This is a genomic window from Limimaricola pyoseonensis, from assembly GCF_900102015.1.
Classification (GTDB): Bacteria; Pseudomonadota; Alphaproteobacteria; order Rhodobacterales; family Rhodobacteraceae; genus Limimaricola; species Limimaricola pyoseonensis.
This window is the reverse complement of the sequence record NZ_FNAT01000003.1, coordinates 271,206-291,901: the sequence shown is the minus strand read 5'-3', so window position 1 is coordinate 291,901 and position 20,696 is coordinate 271,206. Positions and strand designations below refer to the sequence as shown.

Annotated in this window: 21 protein-coding genes and 1 tRNA gene; 11 read left to right on the top strand and 11 right to left on the bottom strand. The window is 71.9% G+C overall.

What is annotated here, in order from left to right; all coding sequences use genetic code 11:
* Nucleotides 1-28 precede the first annotated feature (28 nt).
* Together BLT43_RS08975 and BLT43_RS08970 are read right to left on the bottom strand one after the other, a co-directional pair.
* Entirely contained in the window at nucleotides 29-835 is an 807-nt protein-coding gene (locus tag BLT43_RS08975) for an undecaprenyl-diphosphate phosphatase (RefSeq protein ID WP_090112073.1), read from the bottom strand.
* Between the two features lie 19 nt (nucleotides 836-854).
* Nucleotides 855-1,838, bottom strand: coding sequence for a complex I NDUFA9 subunit family protein (locus tag BLT43_RS08970; protein ID WP_090112071.1), 984 nt, complete (start codon nucleotides 1,836-1,838; stop codon nucleotides 855-857).
* Nucleotides 1,839-2,214: 376 nt separating this feature from the next.
* Here BLT43_RS08970 and BLT43_RS08965 point away from each other — a divergent pair.
* The 8 genes from BLT43_RS08965 (at nucleotide 2,215) to BLT43_RS08925 (ending at nucleotide 7,098) form a co-directional block, all read left to right on the top strand.
* Nucleotides 2,215-2,301: transfer RNA gene (locus tag BLT43_RS08965), tRNA-Leu, on the top strand.
* 32 nt (nucleotides 2,302-2,333) lie between these two features.
* Nucleotides 2,334-2,945, top strand: coding sequence for a ribonuclease D (locus tag BLT43_RS08960; protein ID WP_090112069.1), 612 nt, complete (start codon nucleotides 2,334-2,336; stop codon nucleotides 2,943-2,945).
* 1 nt (nucleotide 2,946) lies between these two features.
* Complete coding sequence (locus BLT43_RS08955) at nucleotides 2,947-3,933, top strand: KpsF/GutQ family sugar-phosphate isomerase (protein ID WP_090112066.1); 987 nt, start codon at nucleotides 2,947-2,949, stop codon at nucleotides 3,931-3,933.
* Between the two features lie 2 nt (nucleotides 3,934-3,935).
* Nucleotides 3,936-4,547 (top strand): LPS export ABC transporter periplasmic protein LptC, encoded by a 612-nt coding sequence (gene lptC / locus BLT43_RS08950; RefSeq protein WP_090112064.1) that lies wholly within the window; start codon nucleotides 3,936-3,938, stop codon nucleotides 4,545-4,547.
* Nucleotides 4,544-5,032 (top strand): LptA/OstA family protein, encoded by a 489-nt coding sequence (locus tag BLT43_RS08945; RefSeq protein WP_090112062.1) that lies wholly within the window; start codon nucleotides 4,544-4,546, stop codon nucleotides 5,030-5,032. Before lptC ends, BLT43_RS08945 begins: the two co-directional genes overlap by 4 nt.
* Nucleotides 5,029-5,790, top strand: coding sequence for an LPS export ABC transporter ATP-binding protein (gene lptB, locus BLT43_RS08940; protein WP_090112060.1), 762 nt, complete (start codon nucleotides 5,029-5,031; stop codon nucleotides 5,788-5,790). Before BLT43_RS08945 ends, lptB begins: the two co-directional genes overlap by 4 nt.
* 213 nt (nucleotides 5,791-6,003) lie before the next feature.
* Nucleotides 6,004-6,579, top strand: coding sequence for a ribosome hibernation-promoting factor, HPF/YfiA family (gene hpf / locus BLT43_RS08930; protein WP_090112056.1), 576 nt, complete (start codon nucleotides 6,004-6,006; stop codon nucleotides 6,577-6,579).
* 54 nt (nucleotides 6,580-6,633) lie between these two features.
* Nucleotides 6,634-7,098 (top strand): PTS sugar transporter subunit IIA, encoded by a 465-nt coding sequence (locus tag BLT43_RS08925; RefSeq protein ID WP_090112055.1) that lies wholly within the window; start codon nucleotides 6,634-6,636, stop codon nucleotides 7,096-7,098.
* Nucleotides 7,099-7,119: 21 nt separating this feature from the next.
* On the opposite strand, the gene BLT43_RS08920 is transcribed toward BLT43_RS08925, so the two are convergent.
* From BLT43_RS08920 to cysQ, 8 genes are all read right to left on the bottom strand, one after another.
* Complete coding sequence (locus BLT43_RS08920; protein ID WP_090112053.1) at nucleotides 7,120-8,538, bottom strand: nodulation protein NodH; 1,419 nt, start codon at nucleotides 8,536-8,538, stop codon at nucleotides 7,120-7,122.
* Complete coding sequence (locus BLT43_RS08915) at nucleotides 8,535-10,196, bottom strand: DUF5927 domain-containing protein (protein WP_090112051.1); 1,662 nt, start codon at nucleotides 10,194-10,196, stop codon at nucleotides 8,535-8,537. Before BLT43_RS08915 ends, BLT43_RS08920 begins: the two co-directional genes overlap by 4 nt.
* Complete coding sequence (locus tag BLT43_RS08910; protein WP_090112049.1) at nucleotides 10,193-11,191, bottom strand: glycosyltransferase family 2 protein; 999 nt, start codon at nucleotides 11,189-11,191, stop codon at nucleotides 10,193-10,195. Before BLT43_RS08910 ends, BLT43_RS08915 begins: the two co-directional genes overlap by 4 nt.
* The gene (locus BLT43_RS08905) at nucleotides 11,164-12,432 is read right to left on the bottom strand and encodes a glycosyltransferase family 4 protein (RefSeq protein WP_090112047.1); all 1,269 of its coding nucleotides are present in this window, start codon (nucleotides 12,430-12,432) and stop codon (nucleotides 11,164-11,166) included. The genes BLT43_RS08910 and BLT43_RS08905 overlap by 28 nt, the downstream gene beginning before the upstream one ends.
* 12 nt (nucleotides 12,433-12,444) lie before the next feature.
* Entirely contained in the window at nucleotides 12,445-13,338 is an 894-nt protein-coding gene (gene galU, locus BLT43_RS08900; RefSeq protein WP_090112045.1) for a UTP--glucose-1-phosphate uridylyltransferase GalU, read from the bottom strand.
* A 142-nt stretch (nucleotides 13,339-13,480) separates the two neighbouring features.
* A complete protein-coding gene (locus BLT43_RS08895; RefSeq protein ID WP_242652254.1) occupies nucleotides 13,481-14,713 on the bottom strand; it encodes a glycosyltransferase family 2 protein in 1,233 nt (410 codons plus the stop codon).
* Nucleotides 14,710-15,513 carry a 3-deoxy-manno-octulosonate cytidylyltransferase gene (locus BLT43_RS08890; RefSeq protein WP_090112041.1) on the bottom strand — a complete coding sequence of 268 codons (804 nt, stop codon included), beginning with the start codon at nucleotides 15,511-15,513 and terminating at the stop codon, nucleotides 14,710-14,712. Before BLT43_RS08890 ends, BLT43_RS08895 begins: the two co-directional genes overlap by 4 nt.
* On the bottom strand, nucleotides 15,513-16,307 hold the full coding sequence (gene cysQ / locus BLT43_RS08885) for a 3'(2'),5'-bisphosphate nucleotidase CysQ (protein WP_090112039.1): 795 nt from the start codon (nucleotides 16,305-16,307) through the stop codon (nucleotides 15,513-15,515). Before cysQ ends, BLT43_RS08890 begins: the two co-directional genes overlap by 1 nt.
* Before the next feature lie 145 nt (nucleotides 16,308-16,452).
* Between cysQ and BLT43_RS08880 the strand changes: the two genes are divergently transcribed.
* Together BLT43_RS08880 and BLT43_RS08875 are read left to right on the top strand one after the other, a co-directional pair.
* Nucleotides 16,453-17,277 (top strand): ABC transporter permease, encoded by an 825-nt coding sequence (locus tag BLT43_RS08880; RefSeq protein ID WP_090112037.1) that lies wholly within the window; start codon nucleotides 16,453-16,455, stop codon nucleotides 17,275-17,277.
* Entirely contained in the window at nucleotides 17,274-17,876 is a 603-nt protein-coding gene (locus BLT43_RS08875; protein ID WP_090112035.1) for an SH3 domain-containing protein, read from the top strand. The genes BLT43_RS08880 and BLT43_RS08875 overlap by 4 nt, the downstream gene beginning before the upstream one ends.
* 47 nt (nucleotides 17,877-17,923) lie before the next feature.
* Here the strand turns inward: BLT43_RS08875 and BLT43_RS08870 are convergent, their stop codons facing one another.
* A complete protein-coding gene (locus BLT43_RS08870; RefSeq protein WP_090112033.1) occupies nucleotides 17,924-18,529 on the bottom strand; it encodes an alpha-ketoglutarate-dependent dioxygenase AlkB family protein in 606 nt (201 codons plus the stop codon).
* A gap of 200 nt (nucleotides 18,530-18,729) precedes the next feature.
* On the opposite strand from BLT43_RS08870, the gene dnaK reads away from it, so the two are divergent.
* On the top strand, nucleotides 18,730-20,655 hold the full coding sequence (gene dnaK, locus BLT43_RS08865; RefSeq protein ID WP_090112031.1) for a molecular chaperone DnaK: 1,926 nt from the start codon (nucleotides 18,730-18,732) through the stop codon (nucleotides 20,653-20,655).
* The last annotated feature ends 41 nt before the right edge of the window (nucleotides 20,656-20,696 follow it).

Below are 20,696 nucleotides of genomic sequence, written 5' to 3'. Positions count from 1 at the left end.
AATAGGTCACCAAAGCTTACTCATGCCCTCAGCCGGCCAGCGTCAGCGCCACCAGCGTCGCGCCGCCGACGATGATTCGCCACCAGCCGAACAGCGCGTAGCCATGCCGCGACACGTAGCCCAGAAGCCACTTCACCACCGCCACGGCGCTGACGAAGGCCATGGCGAAGCCGATCGCGATCTCGCCCATCGCGCCGAGATCCAGCGCGTCGCGGTTCTTGTAGAGGTCGTAGGCCACCGCCCCGGCCATAGTCGGCATCGACAGGAAGAAGGAGAACTCCGCCGCCGCGCGCTTGCCCACGCCCATCAGCAGCGCCCCGGTGATCGTCGCACCCGAGCGCGACACGCCCGGCACCATCGCCAGCACCTGTACGCAGCCGATCTTGAAGGCGGTGCGCACCGGCAGCCGCATCGCCTCCTCGTGCCGCGGCGCCGGCGCCATGCGGTCGACGAAGAGCAGCACGATGCCGCCCAGCACCAGCATCACCGCGATCAGCGCCGGAGTCTCGAACAGCACCGTCTTGATGATGCCATGCGCCAGCACGCCGATCACCGCCGCCGGCAGGAAGGCGATCAGCACCGCCGCCACGAATCGCCGCGCCGCCGGGTCGTGCGGCGCCGCGCGCAGCACGCCGAGAAGCTGCTGCGCGTAGATCGTCAGGATCGCCAGCACCGCGCCGAGCTGGATCACCACCTCGAAGGTCTTGCCGGCGCTCTCGAAGCCCAGGAAATGCCCCGCCAGCAGCAGGTGGCCGGTCGAGGAGACCGGGATGAACTCCGTCAGCCCCTCCAGGAGGCCGAGCAGGAGCGGCAGGAGAATCGTCTCTCCGGTCATCGGATCCGATCCTTCGCGGTCAGGATTTGCGCAGGTTGCGCGCCGATTCCTTGATCGCGGCGTACTGCCCCGAGGGGCGGAACCGCCACAGGTATTCCGGCAGCACCGCCTCGAGCGAGGTCGGCGTGATGCCGAGATCGGCGAAGCTCATCGCCTCGGGGCTCACCACGTTGTCGCGCCGCAGGTTGGCGACCTGGTCGCGGGTGATCGGCGCCCGCACGAGGCCGAGCGTCAGCGTCTGCACCGCGCCGCCGGCCAGCCCCATCAGGTTGCCGACCCAGAAGGGCAGCGCCAGGACCAGCCGCCGCCGGCGGATCTCCCCCAGCATGTAGGTCATCAGCTCGCGGAAGCTGTTCACGTCCGGCCCGCCCAGCTCGTAGATGCCGGGCTTGGCGCGACCCTCGACCGCCATCTGCGCGGCGGTGGCGACGTCGTCGACGAAGACCGGCTGGAACCGGGTCTTGGCGCCCACCACCGGCAGCACCGGCGAGAACTGCGCCATGCCGGCGAAGCGGTTGAAGAAGCCGTCCTCGGCACCGAACAGGATCGAGGGGCGCAGGATCACCGCCTGCGGGAAATGCCGCTGCACCGCGGCCTCGCCCTCGGCCTTGCTGCGGGCATAGGCGCTGTCGCTGCCGGCATCGGCGCCGATCGCGGAGATCTGCACCAGCCGCTTCACGCCCAGCTCCGAAGCCAGCCGCGCGACCCGCGCGGCGCCCTCGGCCTGCACCGCGCCGAAGCGATTCTTGCCCTTCTCGGCCAGGATGCCCACGCAGTTCACCACCGCGTCGGCGCCCTCCATCACCCGCCGCACGCTGTCTTCGTCGCGGATGTTGCACTGCACCGGCTCGACCTGGCCGACCACGCCATAGGTGCGTACGAACAGCGCCTCGTCGGGGTTGCGCACCGCCACGCGGATCCGCCAGCCCTCATAGGCCAGCCGCCGGGCGATGTAGCGCCCGAGAAAGCCCGATCCGCCGTAGATGGTCACAAGTCCGGTCATCGGCCCCGTCCTGCATATGGGTGAATTCTCGCCTCGCGGTTTACCCGCCGCGCGCCATGCGGACAAGTCGCGATCGGGCCGCGCATCGGGCCGTGCCCCGACCGCGACCGCGCGGCGGCCCGGCGCGGCCATCCCGCCGCCCGCCCTTGCAGCGCCCTGCCCCGCCACCTGCCTGCCGCCTGCGCGCGCGCACCACACATATACCCATGCGCGCCCGGCCCGCGCGCACCCGCGCGAGGGTCGCTGCATCCCGGCCCGGACCCTCGAGGCCCCGGCGGGCCGCCCGCGCCGCCTTCCGTCGCGTCGCGCGGATTTTGTGAAAGATTGGCCGTTGACACCCCCCGCGCCTTTCCGTAGATCGCCCCTCACACGACCTGCCCAGGTGGTGGAATTGGTAGACGCGCTGGCTTCAGGTGCCAGTGTCCGAAAGGACGTGGAGGTTCGAGTCCTCTCCTGGGCACCATCCCTCCCCGATATCGAAAGACGAGGGATCCGATGGCCAATCACCTGTACCAGCGTGACCTTCCGGACGATCTCGAGCTCGGCCCCGTCGTGGCGATCGACTGCGAGACCATGGGCCTCAACCCGCTGCGCGACCGGCTGTGCCTGGTGCAGATGTCCTCCGGCGATGGCCATTGCCACATGATCCAGGTCGCGCCCGGCCAGACCGAGGCCCCGAACCTCGTGCGGCTGCTCGAGGATCCGGAGGTGCTCAAGCTCTTCCATTTCGGCCGCTTCGACATCGCCGCGATGCGCCACGCCTTCGGCGCCACCGCCGCGCCGGTCTACTGCACCAAGATCGCCTCGAAGCTGGTGCGCACCTTCACCGATCGGCACGGGCTCAAGGTGCTTTTGCAGGAACTGGTCGGCACCGACATCTCCAAGCAGCAGCAGCAATCCGACTGGGGCGCGAAGGAGCTGTCGAACGCCCAACTCGACTACGCCGCCTCGGACGTGCTGCACCTGCACCGCCTGCGCGACGCGCTCGACGCGATGCTGGCGCGCGAGGGCCGCGCCGACCTGGCGCAGCGCTGCTTCGACTTCCTGCCGGTGCGCGCCGAACTCGACCTCGCCGGCTGGAGCGAGACCGACATCTTTTCGCACTGACATGCAGAAGCCCGCCCCCGAACCCGGTCCCGACGATCTCGCGGTGGCGCGGCAGGTGATCGCCGACGAGGCCGCGGGCCTCGCGGCGCTGGCGCGCGGGCTCGACGGCGGCTTCACCGCCGCGGTCGAGGCGATCCGCGCCGCGCCGGGCCGGGTGATCGTCTCGGGCATGGGCAAGTCCGGCCACATCGCCCGCAAGATCGCCGCCACACTCGCCTCGACCGGCACGCCGGCCTCCTTCGTGCACCCCGCCGAGGCCAGCCACGGCGATCTCGGCATGATCGCCAAGGGCGACGTGGTGCTGGTGCTGTCGAACTCGGGCGAAACGCCCGAGCTGGCCGACCTCGTCGCGCATACGCGGCGATTCGGCATCGTGCTGGTCGGCGTCGCGGCGCGGGCCGAGAGCACGCTGCTGACGCAGTCCGACATCGCCATCGTGCTGCCGGCGCAGCCCGAGGCCTGCGGCATCGGCGTGGTGCCCACCACTTCGACCACCATGACGCTGGCGCTGGGCGACGCGATCGCCATCGCGCTGATGCGCCGGCGCGGCTTCACCGCCGCCGATTTCCGCGCCTTCCACCCCGGTGGCAAGCTCGGCGCGCGGCTGGCGCGGGTGCGCGACCTGATGCATGGGCCCCGCGAGCTGCCGCTGGTCGCGCTCGACACGCCGATGCCGGAGGCGCTCCTGGCGATCACCGGCGCGGGCTTCGGCGTGGTCGGTGTCACCGACGCCAGGGGCGGGCTCGCGGGCATCGTCACCGATGGCGACCTGCGGCGGCACATGGCGGGGCTTCTCGACCACACCGCCGGCGAGGTGATGACCGCCGCGCCGCGCAGCATCCGCCCCGACGCGCTGGCCGCCGAGGCGCTGGCGCAGATGAACGCGCGCAAGATCACCTGCCTCTTCGTGGTCGACGAGGACGACCCCGACCGCCGCCCGCTCGGCATCCTGCACATCCACGACTGCCTGCGCGCCGGCGTGGCCTGACCATGCACGCCCGCGACAACGCCTATTCGCGCTTCGTCGGGCTCGCCAAGGTGCTCTTGCCGCTGGTCGGGCTGGTGCTGCTCTCGACCCTGTTCCTGATCGCCCGCTCGCCCTCGAGCGTCACCGGCATCCCCTTCGCCGAGATCGAGGAGATCGCGCGCGAGCAGCGCGTCAGCGCGCCGCGATTCGCGGGCTCCACCCCCTCCGGCGCCGCCGTCGCGGTCGAGGCCGCGCGTCTCGCGCCGCAGCCCGACACGCCCGAGCGCTACACCGTCGAGGCGCCGCGCGCCGAGATCGAGATGCCCGATGGCGGCCCGCGCTACGAGATGCAGGCGCCCTCGGGCGAGATCGACGCCACCACCCGGCGGCTGGAACTGCAAGGGCTGGTGCGGCTCGTCACCTCCGACGGCTACGAGATGGAGACCGCCGGCCTGACCGCCGATCTCGGCGAGGGCCGCCTCGTCGCGACGCAGCGGCTGGAGATCCGCGCCCCCTTCGGCGCGCTCGAGGCCGGGCGGATGGAGGCCGATGGAACCGAAGGGGCGGGCCGTTTGCTGTTCTCGGACGGGGTGCGGCTGCTATACCGCCCCGGCGAAGAAGGAGAGCCGCGATGATCCGAGCCCTTGCCCCCGCGCTGCTGGCGCTCCTGCCGCTGCAGGCCGCGGCCCAGACCAGCCTGTCGCTGGGCAGCCTGAACGCCGACCCCGACGCGCCGGTCGAGGTCACCGCCGAGAGCCTCTCGGTCGACCAGGCCTCGGGCGCCGCGGTCTTCGAGGGCGAGGTGCTGATCGTGCAGGGCGAGATGCGCATCGCCGCCGCCACGGTCGAGGTGATCTACGACGACGCCTCGGGCGAGATCAGCCGGCTCGAGGCCGTGGGCGGCGTCACCTTCGTGACCCCGACCGAGGCCGCCGAATCGAACGCCGCCGTCTACGACATCGCCTCCGGGATGCTGACCCTGACCGGGGAGGTGCTGCTGACCCAGTCCGGCACCGCGCTCTCGGCCCAGAGTATGGTGGTCGACCTCAACGCCGGCACCGCCCGGCTCGAGGGCGGCGTGCGTACCGTGTTCGAGCCGCAGGGGCAGTCGGCGCGATGAGCGGCGGACCCGACCTGGCGCTGGCGCCCGGCGATGGCGGCCTGCGCGTCACCGGCCTGCGCAAGTCCTACCGCAAGCGCCCGGTGATCCGCGACGTGTCGCTGCATCTCGACCGCGGCGAGGTGGTTGCGCTCCTGGGCCCCAACGGTTCGGGCAAGACCACCTGCTTCTACTCGATCGCCGGTCTGGTGACGCCGGAGGGCGGGCAGGTGACGATCGACGGGCGCGACGCGACGCTTCTGCCGATGTATCGCCGCGCCCGGCTCGGCATCGGCTACCTGCCGCAGGAGATGTCGATCTTCCGCGGGCTTTCGGTCGAGGACAACATCCTCGCCGTGCTCGAGCTGAGCGAGCCCGACCCGACCTCCCGCCGCGAGCGGCTCGAGGAGCTGCTGACCGAGTTCGCCGTGGGCCATCTGCGCCGCGCCTCGGCGCTGGCGCTGTCGGGCGGCGAGCGGCGGCGGGTGGAGATCGCGCGCTGCCTGGCCGCCAACCCGAAATACGTGCTGCTCGACGAGCCCTTCGCCGGCGTCGACCCGATCGCCGTGGGCGACATCCGGTCGCTGGTGGCCGATCTCAAGACCCGCGGCCTGGGCGTCCTGATCACCGATCACAACGTGCGCGAGACGCTGGGCATCGTCGACCGCGCCTACATCCTGCATGACGGACGGGTGCTGATGTCGGGCACCACCGAGGAGGTGGTGCGCGACGAGAACGTCCGCCGGGTCTATCTCGGGCAGGGCTTTCGCATCGGTTGAACCGGTCACGGCGACGTTGACAAGCCGCGCTCCGATCGGGCGTGATGGGACTCGATGACGCAGTCCGACCGCCCCGCCCCGCAGCCCCGACCGGTGATCTCTCGCCGGATCGCCACCTGCAGCACGGGCGCGCCGCGCATCACCAACCTCAGTCGGACCGGATGCGCCGCCGCCCCCGCGCGGCTGCGCTGACCCCCCTTCAAGGAGATGTCCATGCGCTACCAGATCACCGGCAAGCAGATCGAGATCGGCGAGGCGCTGCAGACCCATGTGCAGTCGGAACTCGGCAACACGGTCGGCAAGTATGCCGGCCGGCCGACCGACGCGAACGTGGTGTTCTCGCGCTCGGGCCACGAATATGTCTGCGAAACTGTGGTGCATCTCTCCACCGGGCTCGTGGCGCAGGCCACCGGCCGGGCCAACGAGATCTACCCCGCCTTCGAGGCCTGCTGCGAGAAGATGGACAAGCAGTTGCGCCGCTACAAGCGCCGGTTGAAGGACCATCACAAGAGCCGCGCCAACCCGGTTGAACTTTCCGCCGCAGGTTCCTATATCCTCGCCCCTACAGGAGATAGCGAAGACACCGAGCAGGACAGCCTGGCCCCGATCATCGTCGCCGAGATGGAATCGAAAATTCCCGAGCTCTCGGTCGGCGAAGCCGTCATGCAACTCGAGCTGGCGGAATCCCCGGTGCTGGTGTTCCGAAACGAGAAGCATAGCGGGATCAACGTCGTCTATCGCCGTGAAGACGGCAATTTCGGCTGGATCGACCCGCGCAACATCGGCTAGGAGGGCCCGCGTTCCGGCTCCTCGAGCCCGCCTCGCAGACAGGGAATTCCCGTGATGCAGATGTCCCAGATCCTTCCGGTGGACGGCGTGAAGATGCTGGCCTCGACCAGCTCCAAGAAGCGCCTGTTCCAGGACCTCGGGGATCTTGCCGAAAGCTGCTACGACCTCGTGCCGCCGCGCGTGGTCGAGGCGCTGCTCGACCGCGAGGGGCTCGGCCCCACCGGCGTGGGCCATGGCGTGGCGCTGCCGCATGCCCGGATGGGCGAGGTCGAGCGCGTGCGCGGCCTGTTCATCCGGCTCGAGAAGCCGCTGGAGTTCGATTCGATCGACCGCCAGCCGGTCGACCTGATCTTCTGCCTGCTGGCCCCCGGCGGCGCCGGGGTCGAGCACCTCAAGGCGCTGGCGCTGGTCTCGCGCACGCTGCGCGATGCCGGCACCTGCGCCAAGCTGCGCGCCAACAGCGACCCCGCGACGCTGCACGCCATCCTGACCGAGGGGCAGGCGATCCAGGCCGCCTGAGCGCGGCGCCGCGCGCCGCGCTCAGCCCGGCAGCGGCCGCCACGGCCCGAAGCCGAACGATTCGTAATCGCGCCCGTAGGCGGCGCGCGCCAGCCGTTCGAGCCCCGCGTCGTGGATCGCCGCCAGCGCCGGCTGCCACGGATCGCTCGCCGCCGGCCAGTCCGGCGCCGGGCGGCCGGCGCGCCGCGCCAGGCGCGGCAGCTCCTCCCCCAGATCGGCTTCGCGCAGCACCAGGTCCGGCGGCGCCAGCCGCGCCACTCCCTGCAGCAGGACGCCCTGGCTCGCCCAGGCCGGATCGACCCTGAGCGCGCTGCGCCCGGCGAGGTTGTCGTGCAGGAACCGCAGGAAGCTTGCGAAGCCGGCGCGGTGCCGGGCCGGGTCGGGATCCGGCCCCTCGGCGGCCGCGGCGATCGGCAGGCCGTGCCGGGCGCGCAGCGTCTCGCGGATCCGCGTCAGCCGCGCCGGGCCCGGCGCGAGGATGCGCTCGCAATAGGCGGCATGGGCGCGGGCCAGCGGGTGGCGCAGCACCGCGAAGCCGCGATGGCCCGGATGGGCGCGGCGCCAGTCGCGCAGATCGCGCCGGTTGAAGCCGCCGCGCGGCGGCGCGCCGTCGAGCGCGGCGAGCCACGCCGCCAGCGCCGCCTCCGGCCCGGAGCCGAGCGGCATGAAGACCAGCGGGCTTCGCGCCGCGAACAGCCAGCCCGGCAGCATCGCGCCGCGCTCGGGCTCGGCCCCCGCCTCCTCGGTCGCGGCCCCCTCGCCCATCCGCGCCAGCGCCGCCGCCATCTCCTCGGGGTTCTCGACCTTCTCCGCGGCCGGTCCGGGGTTCTGCCGCTTCAGCCGCCCGTCGAGCGCGTCGAGCCGGGCATCGAGCTCGAGATACGCCGCGAGCCCGTTGATCGCGCCCAGATCCTGCAGGTCGGGATAGGCCAGCCGGAACGCCGCCTGCCCCTCGCGCTGCAGCGCCGCCTCGATCTCGGCCGCGCGGCGGGCCAGCGCGGCGCGGTGGGCGGCGAACTCGGCCGGGTCGAACCGCACCTTGGCGCGGCGGGCGTCGCGCGCCTCGGTCAGCTTCCACTGCCCGGTCAGCGCCGCGATCTTGCGGCTGAGATAGGCATCGAGCGGGTCGCGGGTCAGCACGATCTTGGCGATGCCCGCATCCGCCATCAGCGGCCCGAGAATGCGCGGGTCGTGATCGCCGAAATAGCGGAAGCCATGCAGCCCCGGCGCCGCCCGGATCGCGGCCAGCAGCGCCAGCGGCTCGGCGTCGCGCGCCGCCCGGTCGAAGCCCAGAACCGGCGCATCGCCCGGCGTGCCCAGGAAATGCGGGTTGAAGGCCTCGCCATGACAGCGCGCGCCAAGGGCTGCGAGCTGCGCCTCGAGAAAGTTCGAGCCGGTGCGCATCTCGGCCAGCACCACGAAGGCGGCGAAGCGGCTCATGCCCGCGCCTCGTCGCGCGGCGCGCAGAGCGCGTCGAGATCGCCCGCGAGGTAGGGCGGCGTGCCGAGGTCGCGCAGCGCCGCCAGCAGCCGGCCCAGGCCCTCGGGCCGCGCCAGCCGCGGCGCGGCGGCCAGCCCCGGCCGGGCGCCCGGCGCCGTCTCGGCCGCCATGGCGAAAAGCGGCGCCATCGGCGCGGCCAGCGCCTCCGACAGGGTCCAGATCCGCGCCCGGGCGCGGGCCTGCGGCGCGCGCAGCGCCGCCAGAAGCTCCGCCTCGGCGCGCTGCAGCCGCGCCGCCTCGGCCCGCAGCGCCACCGCCGGCCGGCCGCTGCGCGCCAGCCGCAGCGCCCAGGCGCCCGAGATCACCCCGACCCGCGCCTCGGGGTCGGCCGCCAGCCGCTGCATGACCGGCGCCAGGTCGCCCGGCGCGGCGCAGAACGCCTGCACCCGGCCGCGGCCGTTCCACAGCAGGTTGCCCTGGAACCGCTCGGGGTCGTGGTCGCGCCAGGCCGGGCTGGCCGGCAGCGCGCCGCGCCACAGCGCCGCGCCGCCCGCGAATTCGACCCGGCCGGGCGCGAAGAGCCGGCCATGCAGCTCGGCCCCGGTCGCGCGGGTGAACCAGGCCTCCCAGCCCTCCCAGAGCTCGTCGAAGCCCTGCAGCACGGTCCAGGGGCCGGGGCTCGCCCCGTATTCCCAGCCCGGCCGCGGCAGCCGGCCCTGCATGGCAAGCCCCGGACGGCCGCGGGTCCGGCGCAGCCGCGCGGCGGCGAAGGCCGGCTCGATCGGCTCGGGGCCCGGCGCAAGCCGCTGCCCGGCCCGCGCGGCGGCGTAGAGCCGCTCCGCCCCCGGCCAGATCTTGCGCGCCACGAAGCAGCCCGAGGCCGCGAGCGCCGGGGCGTGGTCGTCGTAAAGGATGTGCGGCTTGCCCTGCGCGTCGAAGCGCGCCAGCGTCAGCGACCGGCTCTCCAGCGTCACCGAATGCCGCCGCGCCAGCGTCTGGAAATAGCTTTCGTCGGGGATCCAGACCCGGCGGAAATAGCGGTCGAACTCCGGGCGGCGCGGATCGGCGAGGATCGCGCGCAGCGTCCGGCCGCTCAGGCACCACCATTGCGCGCCCAGATGCGGCTCGAGCCCCTCAGGCAGGCTGCGCCGCAGCCCGAGCCGGCGCTGCAGCGCCACATGCGCGTCGAACAGCCGGCGCTGCCGTTTCCAGGAGAAGGGAAAGCGCAGGGTGAACCGCTCTTCCGACAGCCCGTCCTGCGCCCATGGCACGTCCGCCACCGCCGCGCTCTCGATGAAGTCGAGCCCCGGCCGGGCGGCGAGAAAGGCCTGCAGCTCGGCCACCGGGCGCAGCGGCAGGCAGGCGCCCGAGACGAGATAGGCGTGGCCAATCGCGGGCCAGCGCAGCAGCAGCGTCGCGGCCGCCTCGAGCGTCGCGGCGACGATGCCCCAGCCGCCCCAGTCGCAGCGATGGCGGCGGCAGAACAGCACCCGGTCCGACAGGTCCGACAGGTCGGCCTGCAGCCGCAGCATCCCGGAGGTCGGCACGCGGCGGTCGAGATGCACCACCACCGGGCAGCCGGCCTCGGCCCAGATCCGCGCCGCCTGCGCCGCGCGGCCGAGATTGTCATGCGCCAGCAGCACGATGCCGAGGCTCATGCCCAGCCGCCCCGCGACATCAGCCCCAGCTCCTCGAGCTGGCGCCAGCCCTCGTATCTCTCGCTTTGCGCGCACCACGGCTCGCGCCCTTCCTCCAGCCCCTCGGCATAGGCCCTGTACTCGGCGCTCGCGGCGAAATGTTGGCGCCGCTCCAGCTCCTCGCGCGCCTTCTCGGGAAAGCCGGACATCAGCTTGGTGTGCAACAGCACCCCGCAGGCCTTCTCGCCGCCCCACTCGTCATAGGTGCGGTTGAGCCCGCGCGGCAGCAGCATGTGGGTGGAGCTGACATAGGCGTAGGCGCGGTGCCACCTGACCAGCGGGATCTTGTTGAGCGCGGGCGCCCGCTCGGGCCGGTCGGAAAAGAACAGCCGCGCCCGCGGCCCGCCCTGGATCCAGAGATTGCCGTAGACCGGGTTGCGCGAGATCGCGTAGTTGCCGGCGTCGAACCAGCGCCCCTCCGGGTCCGGCGCCGCGCCGTCCGTTCCCAGCGCGCCCTTCGGGTAGAGGTCGAGCAGCATCGCCGGGAAGCTGCGCAGCCCCGAGGCGTCGAGCCAGTCGGTCAGCGCCCTGAGCGGGCGGCTGTCATGGAACGGGTAGACGAAGAGCTCGTCGGGATCGACGGTCAGGCACCAGTGGCCGTGGCCGTGGCGCCGCGCCAGCCCGTTCAGCCAGTCGGTGCCGAAGCGGGCGCGCTTGTAGCTCGCCTCGGTGCGCCACAGCGACACGTCCGGCTGCGCGGCGAGATAGGCGCCGCCGCCGTCGTCGCTGCCATTGTCGACCATCAGGAAATGGCCGACGCCCATGTCGCGGTAATGGGCGAGAAACTCCGCCAGGCGCGGCATCTCGTTGCGGAAGGTCGAGAAGACCAGCGCGTCGCGCGGGACGATCCCGGCGGTCCGGTCGGCGACCGGCTCGAGCTCGCGGCGCTTGCGCAGCGCCCGCAGGCGCCAGCGCTTGCGCTCGAGCCTCAGCCTGTATCTCTGCCACGGCTGCACCCGGTCCCCTCCCCCGTGTTCACGCCCGTTTCCTCGACCGCCGCCTCTGCCCCGGCCGCGTCGAGCCCGGCCAGCGCCAGCGCGACATGGCGCGCCCAGCCCGGGGGCGCGAGGCCCGGCTGCGCCGGCGGCCGCGTCGCGGCGGCGCGCAGCGCGGCCTCCCAGCCGTAGCGGTCGCGCGGGTCGAGGTAAACGGCGGCGTCGCCCAGAAGTTCGCGGCAGACCGGCAGGTCGGCGCAGAGCACCGGCACGCCCATCGCCGCGGCCTCGAGCGGCGGCAGGCCGTAGCCCTCGGCCAGCGATGGGAAGACCAGCGCCCGCGCGCCCGCGAGCAGCGCCGCCACCGCGCCGTCGGACAGGCCCGGCAGCTCGGTCACGCCCGCCACGCCCGCGTCGAGCCGGGCGAAGACGGCGTCGTTGTTCCAGCCGCGCGCGCCACAGATGTAGAGCCGCGGCGCCGCCGGCCCCAGCGCCGCCCAGACGTCGAGCAGGAGCGCGTGGTTCTTGCGCGGCTCGATCGTGCCGAGCGCGACCATGTAGGGCGCCGAGAGGTCGAGCCCCGGCGGCAGCGCCGCCGGGTCGGGCCGCGCCACGCTCACGCCGAGCGGCGCGACGGCGATGTCGGGCACCCGGCCATGCCGCGCGAGGTGGCGCTCGACGTCGCGGGCGGTGGCCCGCGCCGTCACGATCACCCGGTCGGCATGGCGCGCCACCGCCCGCAGCTTGGCGTCGAAGGGCGCGGGCGTGCCGGGCCGCGCGGCCCAGGGTAGGTCGAGCGGCAGGGTGTCGTGCACCAGTACCACGACGCGCAGCCCGGCGCGCCGCACCGCCCGCAGCGTCGCGGGTTCGAGATGGGCGTGACCGACATTGAGATAGAGTGCGCCCGGCGGCACGTGCCGGCGCAGCATCGGGCCGAGCAGCGCCCGCGGCGCGCGCGCGACGCTAAGGCTGCGCGACAGGCTCTCGGCCGCCGCCCGCGCCGGGTCGAGCCGGCGCGCCAGCCACGAGAGCCGGTCGATCCCGCCCCATGCGTCGGCGTCATGCGCGGCGGCGAAGCGCGCCATGCCGGCGCGGTCCAGAAGCAGCACGCCCAAGGCGCTGCGCAGCAGGCCGAAGACCGGGCCGGGCCGGTCGAGCGCGGCGGCGAGCCAGGCCCGCTCGACCCGGTCGATCCCGGTGCGCGCGCGGCCCGCCCGGCTCTGCAGCCGGGTCAGGTCGAGGAGCCACGGGGCCGGGCTCAAGCGATCACGCGGTCACTGCGCGGCGTTGCGCAGCGCCATCATCTCGTGGAGATACTGGCCGAACTCCTCGCGCAGCTCCTCGCGCGCGAGGCCGAAGGCCACGGTCGCCTGCAAAAAGCCCGCCTTCGAGCCGCAATCGTAGCGTTCGCCGGCGAAGCGGTAGCCGTAGACGCCGCGCGGGCTCTCGATCTCGCGGGCGATCGCGTCGGTGAGCTGGATCTCGCCGCCCGCGCCCTTCTCGACCGAATCGAGATGGCCCATCACCTCGGGCGACAGGATGTAGCGGCCGATCACGGCGAGGTTCGAGGGCGCCTCATCGGGCTGCGGCTTCTCGACCATCGCGCGCACCTTCATGGCGTTGCCCTCGCTCGATTCGACGTCGAGCACGCCGTAGGACTTGGTGCGCTCGCGCGGCACCTCCATCGCGGCGACCATGCAGCCGCCGGTCTCCTGATGCGCATCGACCATCTGCTTGAGGCAGGGCGTCTCGGCGGCGATCACGTCGTCGGGCAGAATCACCGCGAAGGGCTCGTTGCCGATCAGGTTGCGCGCGCACCAGACCGCGTGACCGAGGCCCAGCGCCTGGTGCTGGCGGATATAGGCGATCGCGCCCGAGGGCATGTAGGTCGATTTCAGCGTCTCGAGCAGCTTGTCCTTGCCGTCCTCCTCGAGCCGCGATTCGAGCTCGGGCGCGTGATCGAAATAATCCTCGAGCGCCGACTTGCCGCGCGCGGTGACGAAGATGAACTCCTCGATCCCGGCGGCGCGGGCCTCGTCGATCGCGTACTGGATCAACGGGCGGTCGACCAAGGTCATGATTTCCTTCGGCACCGACTTGGTCGCCGGCAGGAACCGGGTTCCGAGGCCCGCCACGGGAAATACCGCCTTGGTCACGCGCTTGGTCATAACTTGATCCTCTGAATGGGCCGCCGCTGGAGCGGCTGCGCGTTTCGATGGAAACGCCTGGAAACTTTACCCGTCACAGGACGGGCAATCACTGATACATGCAACGCGAAACTACCATGCAGGTTGCGCTGCGCCAAACGCTTCACGCCACGGCACCGCGCAGCGTAGCGCAGCGTTCCGCCTCGGCCGCGCTGCGCGCCGCGAAGCGCCAGGGCCCGACCCGCGGATCGTCGGGCCAGGCCGGCCCGAACAGCCCGCCGCTCTGGATCCAGACGCCGCTGGGATCAAGCCGCAGCCGGTGCCGCCGCGCATCCGGCCACAGCACGCACAGCGTCACCACATGCCCCGCCGCCACCAGCGGCGCCGCCTCGCCGAGACGCGCCCGCGCCTCCCACGGCCAGGCCGAAAGCCACAGATGCGGCCCCTCGGGCGGCTCGTCATGCATCGGCAGGAAGGCCGGCGGCGCGTCGTCGATCGGCGCCAGCCGGCCCAGAGGCCGGGTGCGCCCGGCCGAGACTCCGGCATCGAAGCTTTCCAGCAGGCGCCCCACGTCGCCCGGCGCGATCCGGCCCCAGTGCAGGTGGTGCAGCAGCCGCTCGCGCTGCGCCAGCCGCTCGGCCTCGATCCGGGCGTTGCCGTCGATCCGCGCGGCGTGGCGGCGCAGGAACACCGCGAGGCTGGCGCCGATGTCCGACAGGTCGCGCGGCACCCGGTCGGCGCGGCGGCGCGGGCTGGGCAGGTAGCCGTGATGCACCTGCGCCAAGGGCACGATCGCGGTGCAGGCGCCCAGCGCCGCCAGCCGCATGTTGAGATCGGTCTCGTCGAGATAGTAGCGGTAGGCCGGGTCGAAGCCGCCCATCGCGGCGAGCCGCTCGCGCCGCACCGCCATGTTGGTGCCCTCGGTCTTCACCCCGCGCCCGAGCCGGCCGCGCAGCACCACCGGCGTCTCGTCCTCCAGCGGCAGGTCGCGGGTGGTGGCGTCGGCAAAGGCGGCGCGGGCGCGCCACTGGTAGGCCCAGCCCGAGGGCCCGCGCACGAAGCCGCCCGCCGCCTCCACCGCCGGGTCCTCGAACGGCGCCACCAGCCGCTCGAGCCAGCTCGGCTCGGCCAGCGCGTCGTCGTCGATGAAGGCGACGATGCCGCCCGCCGCCGCGGCGATGCCGAGATTGCGGGCCAGACCGATATTGGGCTCGTCGCAGGCCACCATGCGGATCCGGCCATGCCAGTGCGACACCGCCGCCAGCCCCTCGGGGTCGGCGACGACGATCACCTCGTAGGCGGGGTGGCGCTGCTGCGACAGCGCCATCAGGCACAGCCGCAGCGCCGCGGGCCGGCCGCGGCTGACGACGACGACGCTGACCCGGGCCGGGCTCACGCCACCTGCATCTTGGCCAGCATCGCCTCGATGCGCGGCACGTCCTCGGGGTTGTTCAGCTCCCAGAACTGGCGGCCGCGCGCCTCGACCTCGACGCAGAGCACCGGCACCCGCCGCTCGAGGAACCTGAGCTGCTCGAGCCCCTCGAGCGTCTCCAGGGGCCCCTGCGGCCAGCGCGCATAGGCGCCCAGCGCCGAGGGCCGGTAGGCATAGGCGCCGACATGGTGGAACACCGGCGTGGCCTCGTCCTCGGCATAGTCGTCGCGGCCGGTATAGGGGATCACTTCCTTGGAGAAGTAGAGCGCGGTGCCGTCGGCGCCGAAGGTGGCGGTGGTGCCGCCGACCCGGCCGGCGCGGCGGTCCTCGCGAAAGCCCTTCAGCGCCGCGCCGTCGGCGCGCAGCACCGGCGTCGCCACCTCGGCCGTCTCGTGCGCGACCAACTCCTCGACCAGCCGCTCGACGAACCAGGGCGGCGTCAGCGGCGCGTCGCCCTGCAGGTTGACCACGACGTCGAAGCCGCCGCCCAGCGCGTCATAGGCCTCGGCGCAGCGTTCGGTGCCGTTGCGGCAGCTCTCGGAGGTCATCACCACCTCGGCGCCGAAGGCTTCGGCGTGCTCGCGGATGCGGTCGTCATCGGTCGCGACCACGACGCGGGGCGCGCCCGAGACCTGCCGCGCCGCCTCCCAGCTGCGGCGGATCAGGCTGCGCTTCTCGCCGGTGGCGCCGGTCAGCTCGACCAGCGGCTTGCCGGGGTAGCGGCTCGAGGCGTAGCGCGCCGGGATGACGATCAGCACCGGCATCAGGCGGTCTCCAGCGTCACGCCGGGCGCGTAGGCGATGAAGAAGGGGTTCTCGAAGCCCGGCTTGCCGTAGCCCAGCGGCTCGTGGTCGTCGAAGCGCACCACCTCGCCGCCCGCGCCCGACAGCACCGCGTGGCCGGCGGCGGTGTCCCATTCCATGGTGCGGCCGAGCCGCGGGTAGAGATCGGCCTCGCCGGTCGCCACGAGGCAGAACTTCAGCGAGGAGCCCGCGCTCTTCATGTCGGCCACCTCGTACTTGCCGATATAGGCGTCGGTGGCGGCGTCGCGGTGGCTCTTCGAGGCGACCACGCGCAGCGCCGCCTCGGGCGCGGCGACGCGGATCGGCCGGGTCTCGCCGCGGGTCTCGGCCGCCAGATCGCCGGTCTCCTCGACCGAGACGCCCTCGGCATCGGTGTAGAACAGCCGGCCCTTGGCCGGGGCGTAGACCACGCCGCGGGTCGGGCGGCCGTCCTCGACCAGGGCGATGTTGACGGTGAAGTCGCCGCGGCGCTTCACGAACTCCTTGGTGCCGTCGAGCGGGTCGACGATCAGGAAGGTAGAGACGTCCTGCGCGTGGCTTTCGGCCTGCTCCTCGGTGACCAGCGGCAGGTCGGGGAAGGCGTCGCGCAGCCCGGCCGAGATCAGCGCGTCGGCGGCCTCGTCGGCGGCAGTCACCGGGCTCTGGTCGTCCTTGGCGCGCACCTCGAAATCGGGGCCGTCATAGATCTCCATGATCTTCTCGCCCGCCGCGAGGGCGAGCTCGCGCATCACCCGTTCCAGCCTGCCGTAATCCATGTCGCACCCTTCCCGTTCACCGCGTCCCGCCCTGCCGATTGATCGGCGGGGACGCGAGTCTTATGCTGGTCCCCCGGGGGATCGGCAAGCCGCTCCTCGGCAAGGCGGGCCCCGCGGCGCGGGCCCGCGGGGGCAGGAGCGAGGCATGTTTCACCGGCCGCAAGGCAGCGACAACCCGGCGCGGCGCCTGCTGCGGCTGCTGGAGCTGATCTACCACGCCACGGTGCGCGAGATCCGCAAGAGCCACCGCAACCCGCTCGCCGGCCTGGCCATCGCCATCGCCCAGAGCCTGATCTTCGTCGCCGCCTTCTACGCGATGTTCACCCTGATCGGCGCCCGCGGCGCCGCGATCCGCGGCGATTTCCTGCTCTACCTGATGTCGGGGATCTTCCTGTTCCTGACCCACACCCGCGCCGTCGCGGCGGTGGTCAAGGCCGACGGGCCGGCCTCGCCGATGATGAAGCACGCGCCGCTCAACACCGCCGTGACGATCACGGCGGCGGCGCTGGGCGCGCTCTACCTGCAGCTGCTGTCGCTGCTGGTGGTGCTGTTCTTCTACCACGTGCTGGTGACGCCGGTGGTGATCGACGACCCCATCGGCGCCATGGCGATGTTCCTGCTGGCGTGGTTCTCGGGGGTGGGCGTCGGCATGATCTTCGCCGCGCTCAAGCCCTGGGCGCCCGACGCCGCGCAGATCGGCAGCTCGATCTATTCGCGGCTGAACATGATCGCCAGCGGCAAGATGTTCGTCGCCAACACCCTGCCCGGCCACATCCTCGTGCTGTTCGACTGGAACCCGCTGTTCCACGCCATCGACCAGGCGCGCGGCGAGGTCTTCCTCAACTACAACCCGCATTTCACCTCCGCGACCTACCCGCTCTGGGTCGGGCTCGGGCTTCTGGTGATCGGCATGATCGCCGAGGCCTACACCCGCCGCCACGCCTCGATCAGCTGGGGCGCGGGGCGGTGAGGCGGCTGGCGCTGCTCTTGGCGCTCTGGGCCGCGCCGGCCTTCGCCACTGTGGACGCTTGGCCCGCGCTTTACGACGTGGCGGGGGTGGCGGCGGACGACATGCTCAACATCCGCTCGGGGCCGGGCACCGGGCACGCGGTGATCGGCACGCTGGCGCCCGACGCGCGCGGGGTCGAGGTGCTGGAGATGTCGCGCGACGGCGGCTGGGGCCGGGTCAACGCCGGCGAAGGCAGCGGCTGGGCGGCGCTGGCCTTTCTCGAACGCCGCCCCGGCCAATGGCACGGCGCGGTGCCGCCCGTCTCGGCCTGCTTCGGCACCGAGCCGTTCTGGCGGCTGGAGACCGGCGAGGACTGGCGCATGGACACGCCCGAGGGCACGGTCTTCGCGGCCCCGGCGCCGGAGCTTGCGGGCAGCCTGTCGCATCGCGGCCGCTTCGCCGGGTCGGTTGCGGCGGAGGGCGCGACATGGGTGCTGACGCTGGCCAATGAAAGCTGCTCGGACGGCATGTCGTCGCGCCGCTACGGCTGGCAGGCGCTCTTGGTACGGGCGGGGGCCGGCACCGAGCTCTGGTCGGGCTGCTGCACGCTGGCCGAGTAGACCGAATTCCTTCGAAGGAATTTGCCAGAACTCTTCGAAGAGTTTTACTACCGCACCACCCTGAGCGTGACGTTGATCCGGCCGCCGCCCTCGAGCAGCGTCGAGGAGCCCTCGCGCACCCGGTCGATGCCGTGATGCACCAGCCGCGCCGCCCCGCCCATCACCGCCACGTCGCCCGAGCGCAGCCAGATCGAGGCCGTCCTGCCGCCGCGCTCGACCGAGCCGACCCGGAACAGCGCCTCGTCGCCCAAGGAGATCGACACCACCGGGTATCCGAAATCGCCTTCGTCGCGGTCCTGGTGCATCCCCATCTTCGCGCCCTCGCGGTAGAGGTTGACGAGGCAGCTGTCGGGATCGACCTCCACCCCCGACACCGCGCGCCAGACCGCCAGCACGCTCTCGGGGATCGGCGGCCAGGGGGCGCCGGTCTCGGGGTGGCGGGCCTCGTAGCGGTAGCCGCGCCGGTCCGTGACCCAGCCCAGCCGCCCGGCCGATGTGGTGCGCACGCTCATCGGCCCGCGCCGGGTCACCGGCCGCACGAAGGGCGCGGCGCGCGCCACCGCGCGCAGATCCGCCAGCATCCGGACCTGCGCATCCGCATCCAGATGGCCCGGCAGCACCCGCACCCCCCTCAGATCGATCTCCGGCGCCATCGCCCCTCCGTCCGGTTCCGTCCGGGCGGCAAAATGGCACTTGCGCCCTACCTCTGCCAGTTGCAGCCCGAAATCGCCCTCCCTATATAGCCCAGTGATCCGCGGCGGGCTTTCGGGCCGCGTCGCCCACCTCCTGTCAGGGGCGGATGCCTCAACGGGTCCGCACCGAAAAACCGCCTAAGCTAGAGGGTTTTGAACACATGGCTAAAGTAATCGGCATCGACCTCGGGACCACCAATTCCTGCGTCGCGATCATGGACGGCTCGCAGCCCCGCGTGATCGAGAACTCGGAAGGCGCCCGCACCACCCCGTCGATCGTCGCCTTCACCGATGACGAGCGCCTCGTGGGCCAGCCGGCCAAGCGCCAGGCCGTCACCAACCCCAACAACACCATCCATGCCGTCAAGCGCCTGATCGGCCGCCGCATGTCCGACGCCGCGGTCGAGAAGGACCGCAAGCTGGTGCCCTACCAGATCGTCGATGGCGGCAACGGCGACGCCTGGGTCGAGGTGAAGGGCGAGAAGTACTCGCCCAGCCAGATCTCGGCCTTCACGCTGCAGAAGATGAAGGAGACCGCCGAGTCCTATCTCGGCGAGGAGGTGACGCAGGCCGTCATCACCGTGCCCGCCTACTTCAACGACGCGCAGCGCCAGGCCACCAAGGACGCCGGCAAGATCGCCGGCCTCGAGGTGCTGCGCATCATCAACGAGCCGACCGCCGCGGCGCTGGCCTACGGCCTCGACAAGAAGGACAGCAAGACCATCGCCGTCTACGACCTCGGCGGCGGCACCTTCGACGTCACCATCCTCGAGATCGATGACGGCCTGTTCGAGGTGAAGTCGACCAACGGCGACACCTTCCTCGGCGGCGAGGACTTCGACATGCGCATCGTGAACTACCTCGCCGAGGAGTTCAAAAAGGAGCATGGCGCCGACCTCACCCAGGACAAGATGGCGCTGCAGCGCCTGAAGGAAGCGGCCGAGAAGGCGAAGATCGAGCTGTCGAGCTCGACCCAGACCGAGATCAACCAGCCCTTCATCTCGATGGACGGCAAGACCGGCACGCCGCTGCACCTCGTGATGAAGCTGACCCGCGCCAAGCTGGAAAGCCTCGTGGGCGACCTGATCAAGGCCTCGATGAAGCCCTGCCAGGCGGCGCTCAAGGATGCCGGCGTCTCGACCTCCGAGATCGACGAGGTGGTCCTCGTCGGCGGCATGACCCGCATGCCCAAGGTGATCGAGGAAGTGACCAAGTTCTTCGGCAAGGAGCCGCACAAGGGCGTCAACCCCGACGAGGTGGTGGCGCTGGGCGCGGCCATCCAGGCCGGCGTGCTGCAGGGCGACGTCAAGGACGTGGTGCTTCTGGACGTGACCCCGCTGTCGCTGGGCATCGAGACGCTTGGCGGCGTGTTCACCCGGCTGATCGACCGCAACACCACCATCCCGACCAAGAAGAGCCAGATCTTCTCGACCGCCGAGGACAACCAGTCGGCGGTGACGATCCGGGTCTTCCAGGGCGAGCGCGAGATGGCCTCCGACAACAAGATGCTCGGCCAGTTCAACCTCGAGAACATCCCGCCGGCACCGCGCGGCATGCCGCAGATCGAGGTGACCTTCGACATCGACGCCAACGGCATCGTCTCGGTCTCGGCCAAGGACAAGGGCACCGGCAAGGAGCAGAAGATCACCATCCAGGCCTCGGGCGGCCTGACCGACGAGGACATCGAGCGGATGGTGCACGAGGCCGAGGAGAACGCCGAGGCCGACAAGAAGCGCCGCGACCTGGTCGAGGCCAAGAACCAGGCCGAAAGCCTGATCCACTCGACCGAGAAGTCGATCGAGGAGCACTCCGACAAGGTCGATCCCTCGACCGTCGAGGCGATCGAGCTGGCCGTGGCCGCGCTGAAGGACGAGCTCGAGGGCGACAACCCCGACAAGATCCGCTCGGGCATCCAGAACGTCACCGAGGCTTCGATGAAGCTCGGCGAGGCGATCTACAAGGCCAGCCAGGCCGAGGCCGGCGAGGAGGAGGCTCCCGAGGCCGACGCCAAGGGGTCGAACGGCGATGACGACGGCATCGTCGACGCCGACTTCGAGGATCTGGACGACGACAAGCGGGGCCGCTGAGGCCCGGCGAGGTTTCCGGTCCAGGGGGCCGGTCCGGATGC

Excerpts from the sequence above, each read along its gene's own strand:
- BLT43_RS08870 (WP_090112033.1), bottom strand. The coding sequence starts at position 18,529 with ATGGCGCCGGAGATCGATCTGAGGGGGGTGCGGGTGCTGCCGGGCCAT.
- BLT43_RS08945 (WP_090112062.1), top strand. The coding sequence starts at position 4,544 with ATGATCCGAGCCCTTGCCCCCGCGCTGCTGGCGCTCCTGCCGCTGCAG.
- BLT43_RS08925 (WP_090112055.1), top strand. The coding sequence starts at position 6,634 with ATGCAGATGTCCCAGATCCTTCCGGTGGACGGCGTGAAGATGCTGGCC.
- BLT43_RS08975 (WP_090112073.1), bottom strand. The coding sequence starts at position 835 with ATGACCGGAGAGACGATTCTCCTGCCGCTCCTGCTCGGCCTCCTGGAG.
- BLT43_RS08955 (WP_090112066.1), top strand. The coding sequence starts at position 2,947 with ATGCAGAAGCCCGCCCCCGAACCCGGTCCCGACGATCTCGCGGTGGCG.
- BLT43_RS08920 (WP_090112053.1), bottom strand. The coding sequence starts at position 8,538 with ATGAGCCGCTTCGCCGCCTTCGTGGTGCTGGCCGAGATGCGCACCGGC.
- BLT43_RS08960 (WP_090112069.1), top strand. The coding sequence starts at position 2,334 with ATGGCCAATCACCTGTACCAGCGTGACCTTCCGGACGATCTCGAGCTC.
- BLT43_RS08970 (WP_090112071.1), bottom strand. The coding sequence starts at position 1,838 with ATGACCGGACTTGTGACCATCTACGGCGGATCGGGCTTTCTCGGGCGC.
- cysQ (WP_090112039.1), bottom strand. The coding sequence starts at position 16,307 with ATGGATTACGGCAGGCTGGAACGGGTGATGCGCGAGCTCGCCCTCGCG.
- BLT43_RS08880 (WP_090112037.1), top strand. The coding sequence starts at position 16,453 with ATGTTTCACCGGCCGCAAGGCAGCGACAACCCGGCGCGGCGCCTGCTG.
- BLT43_RS08915 (WP_090112051.1), bottom strand. The coding sequence starts at position 10,196 with ATGAGCCTCGGCATCGTGCTGCTGGCGCATGACAATCTCGGCCGCGCG.
- lptC (WP_090112064.1), top strand. The coding sequence starts at position 3,936 with ATGCACGCCCGCGACAACGCCTATTCGCGCTTCGTCGGGCTCGCCAAG.
- hpf (WP_090112056.1), top strand. The coding sequence starts at position 6,004 with ATGCGCTACCAGATCACCGGCAAGCAGATCGAGATCGGCGAGGCGCTG.
- BLT43_RS08890 (WP_090112041.1), bottom strand. The coding sequence starts at position 15,513 with ATGCCGGTGCTGATCGTCATCCCGGCGCGCTACGCCTCGAGCCGCTAC.
- dnaK (WP_090112031.1), top strand. The coding sequence starts at position 18,730 with ATGGCTAAAGTAATCGGCATCGACCTCGGGACCACCAATTCCTGCGTC.
- galU (WP_090112045.1), bottom strand. The coding sequence starts at position 13,338 with ATGACCAAGCGCGTGACCAAGGCGGTATTTCCCGTGGCGGGCCTCGGA.
- lptB (WP_090112060.1), top strand. The coding sequence starts at position 5,029 with ATGAGCGGCGGACCCGACCTGGCGCTGGCGCCCGGCGATGGCGGCCTG.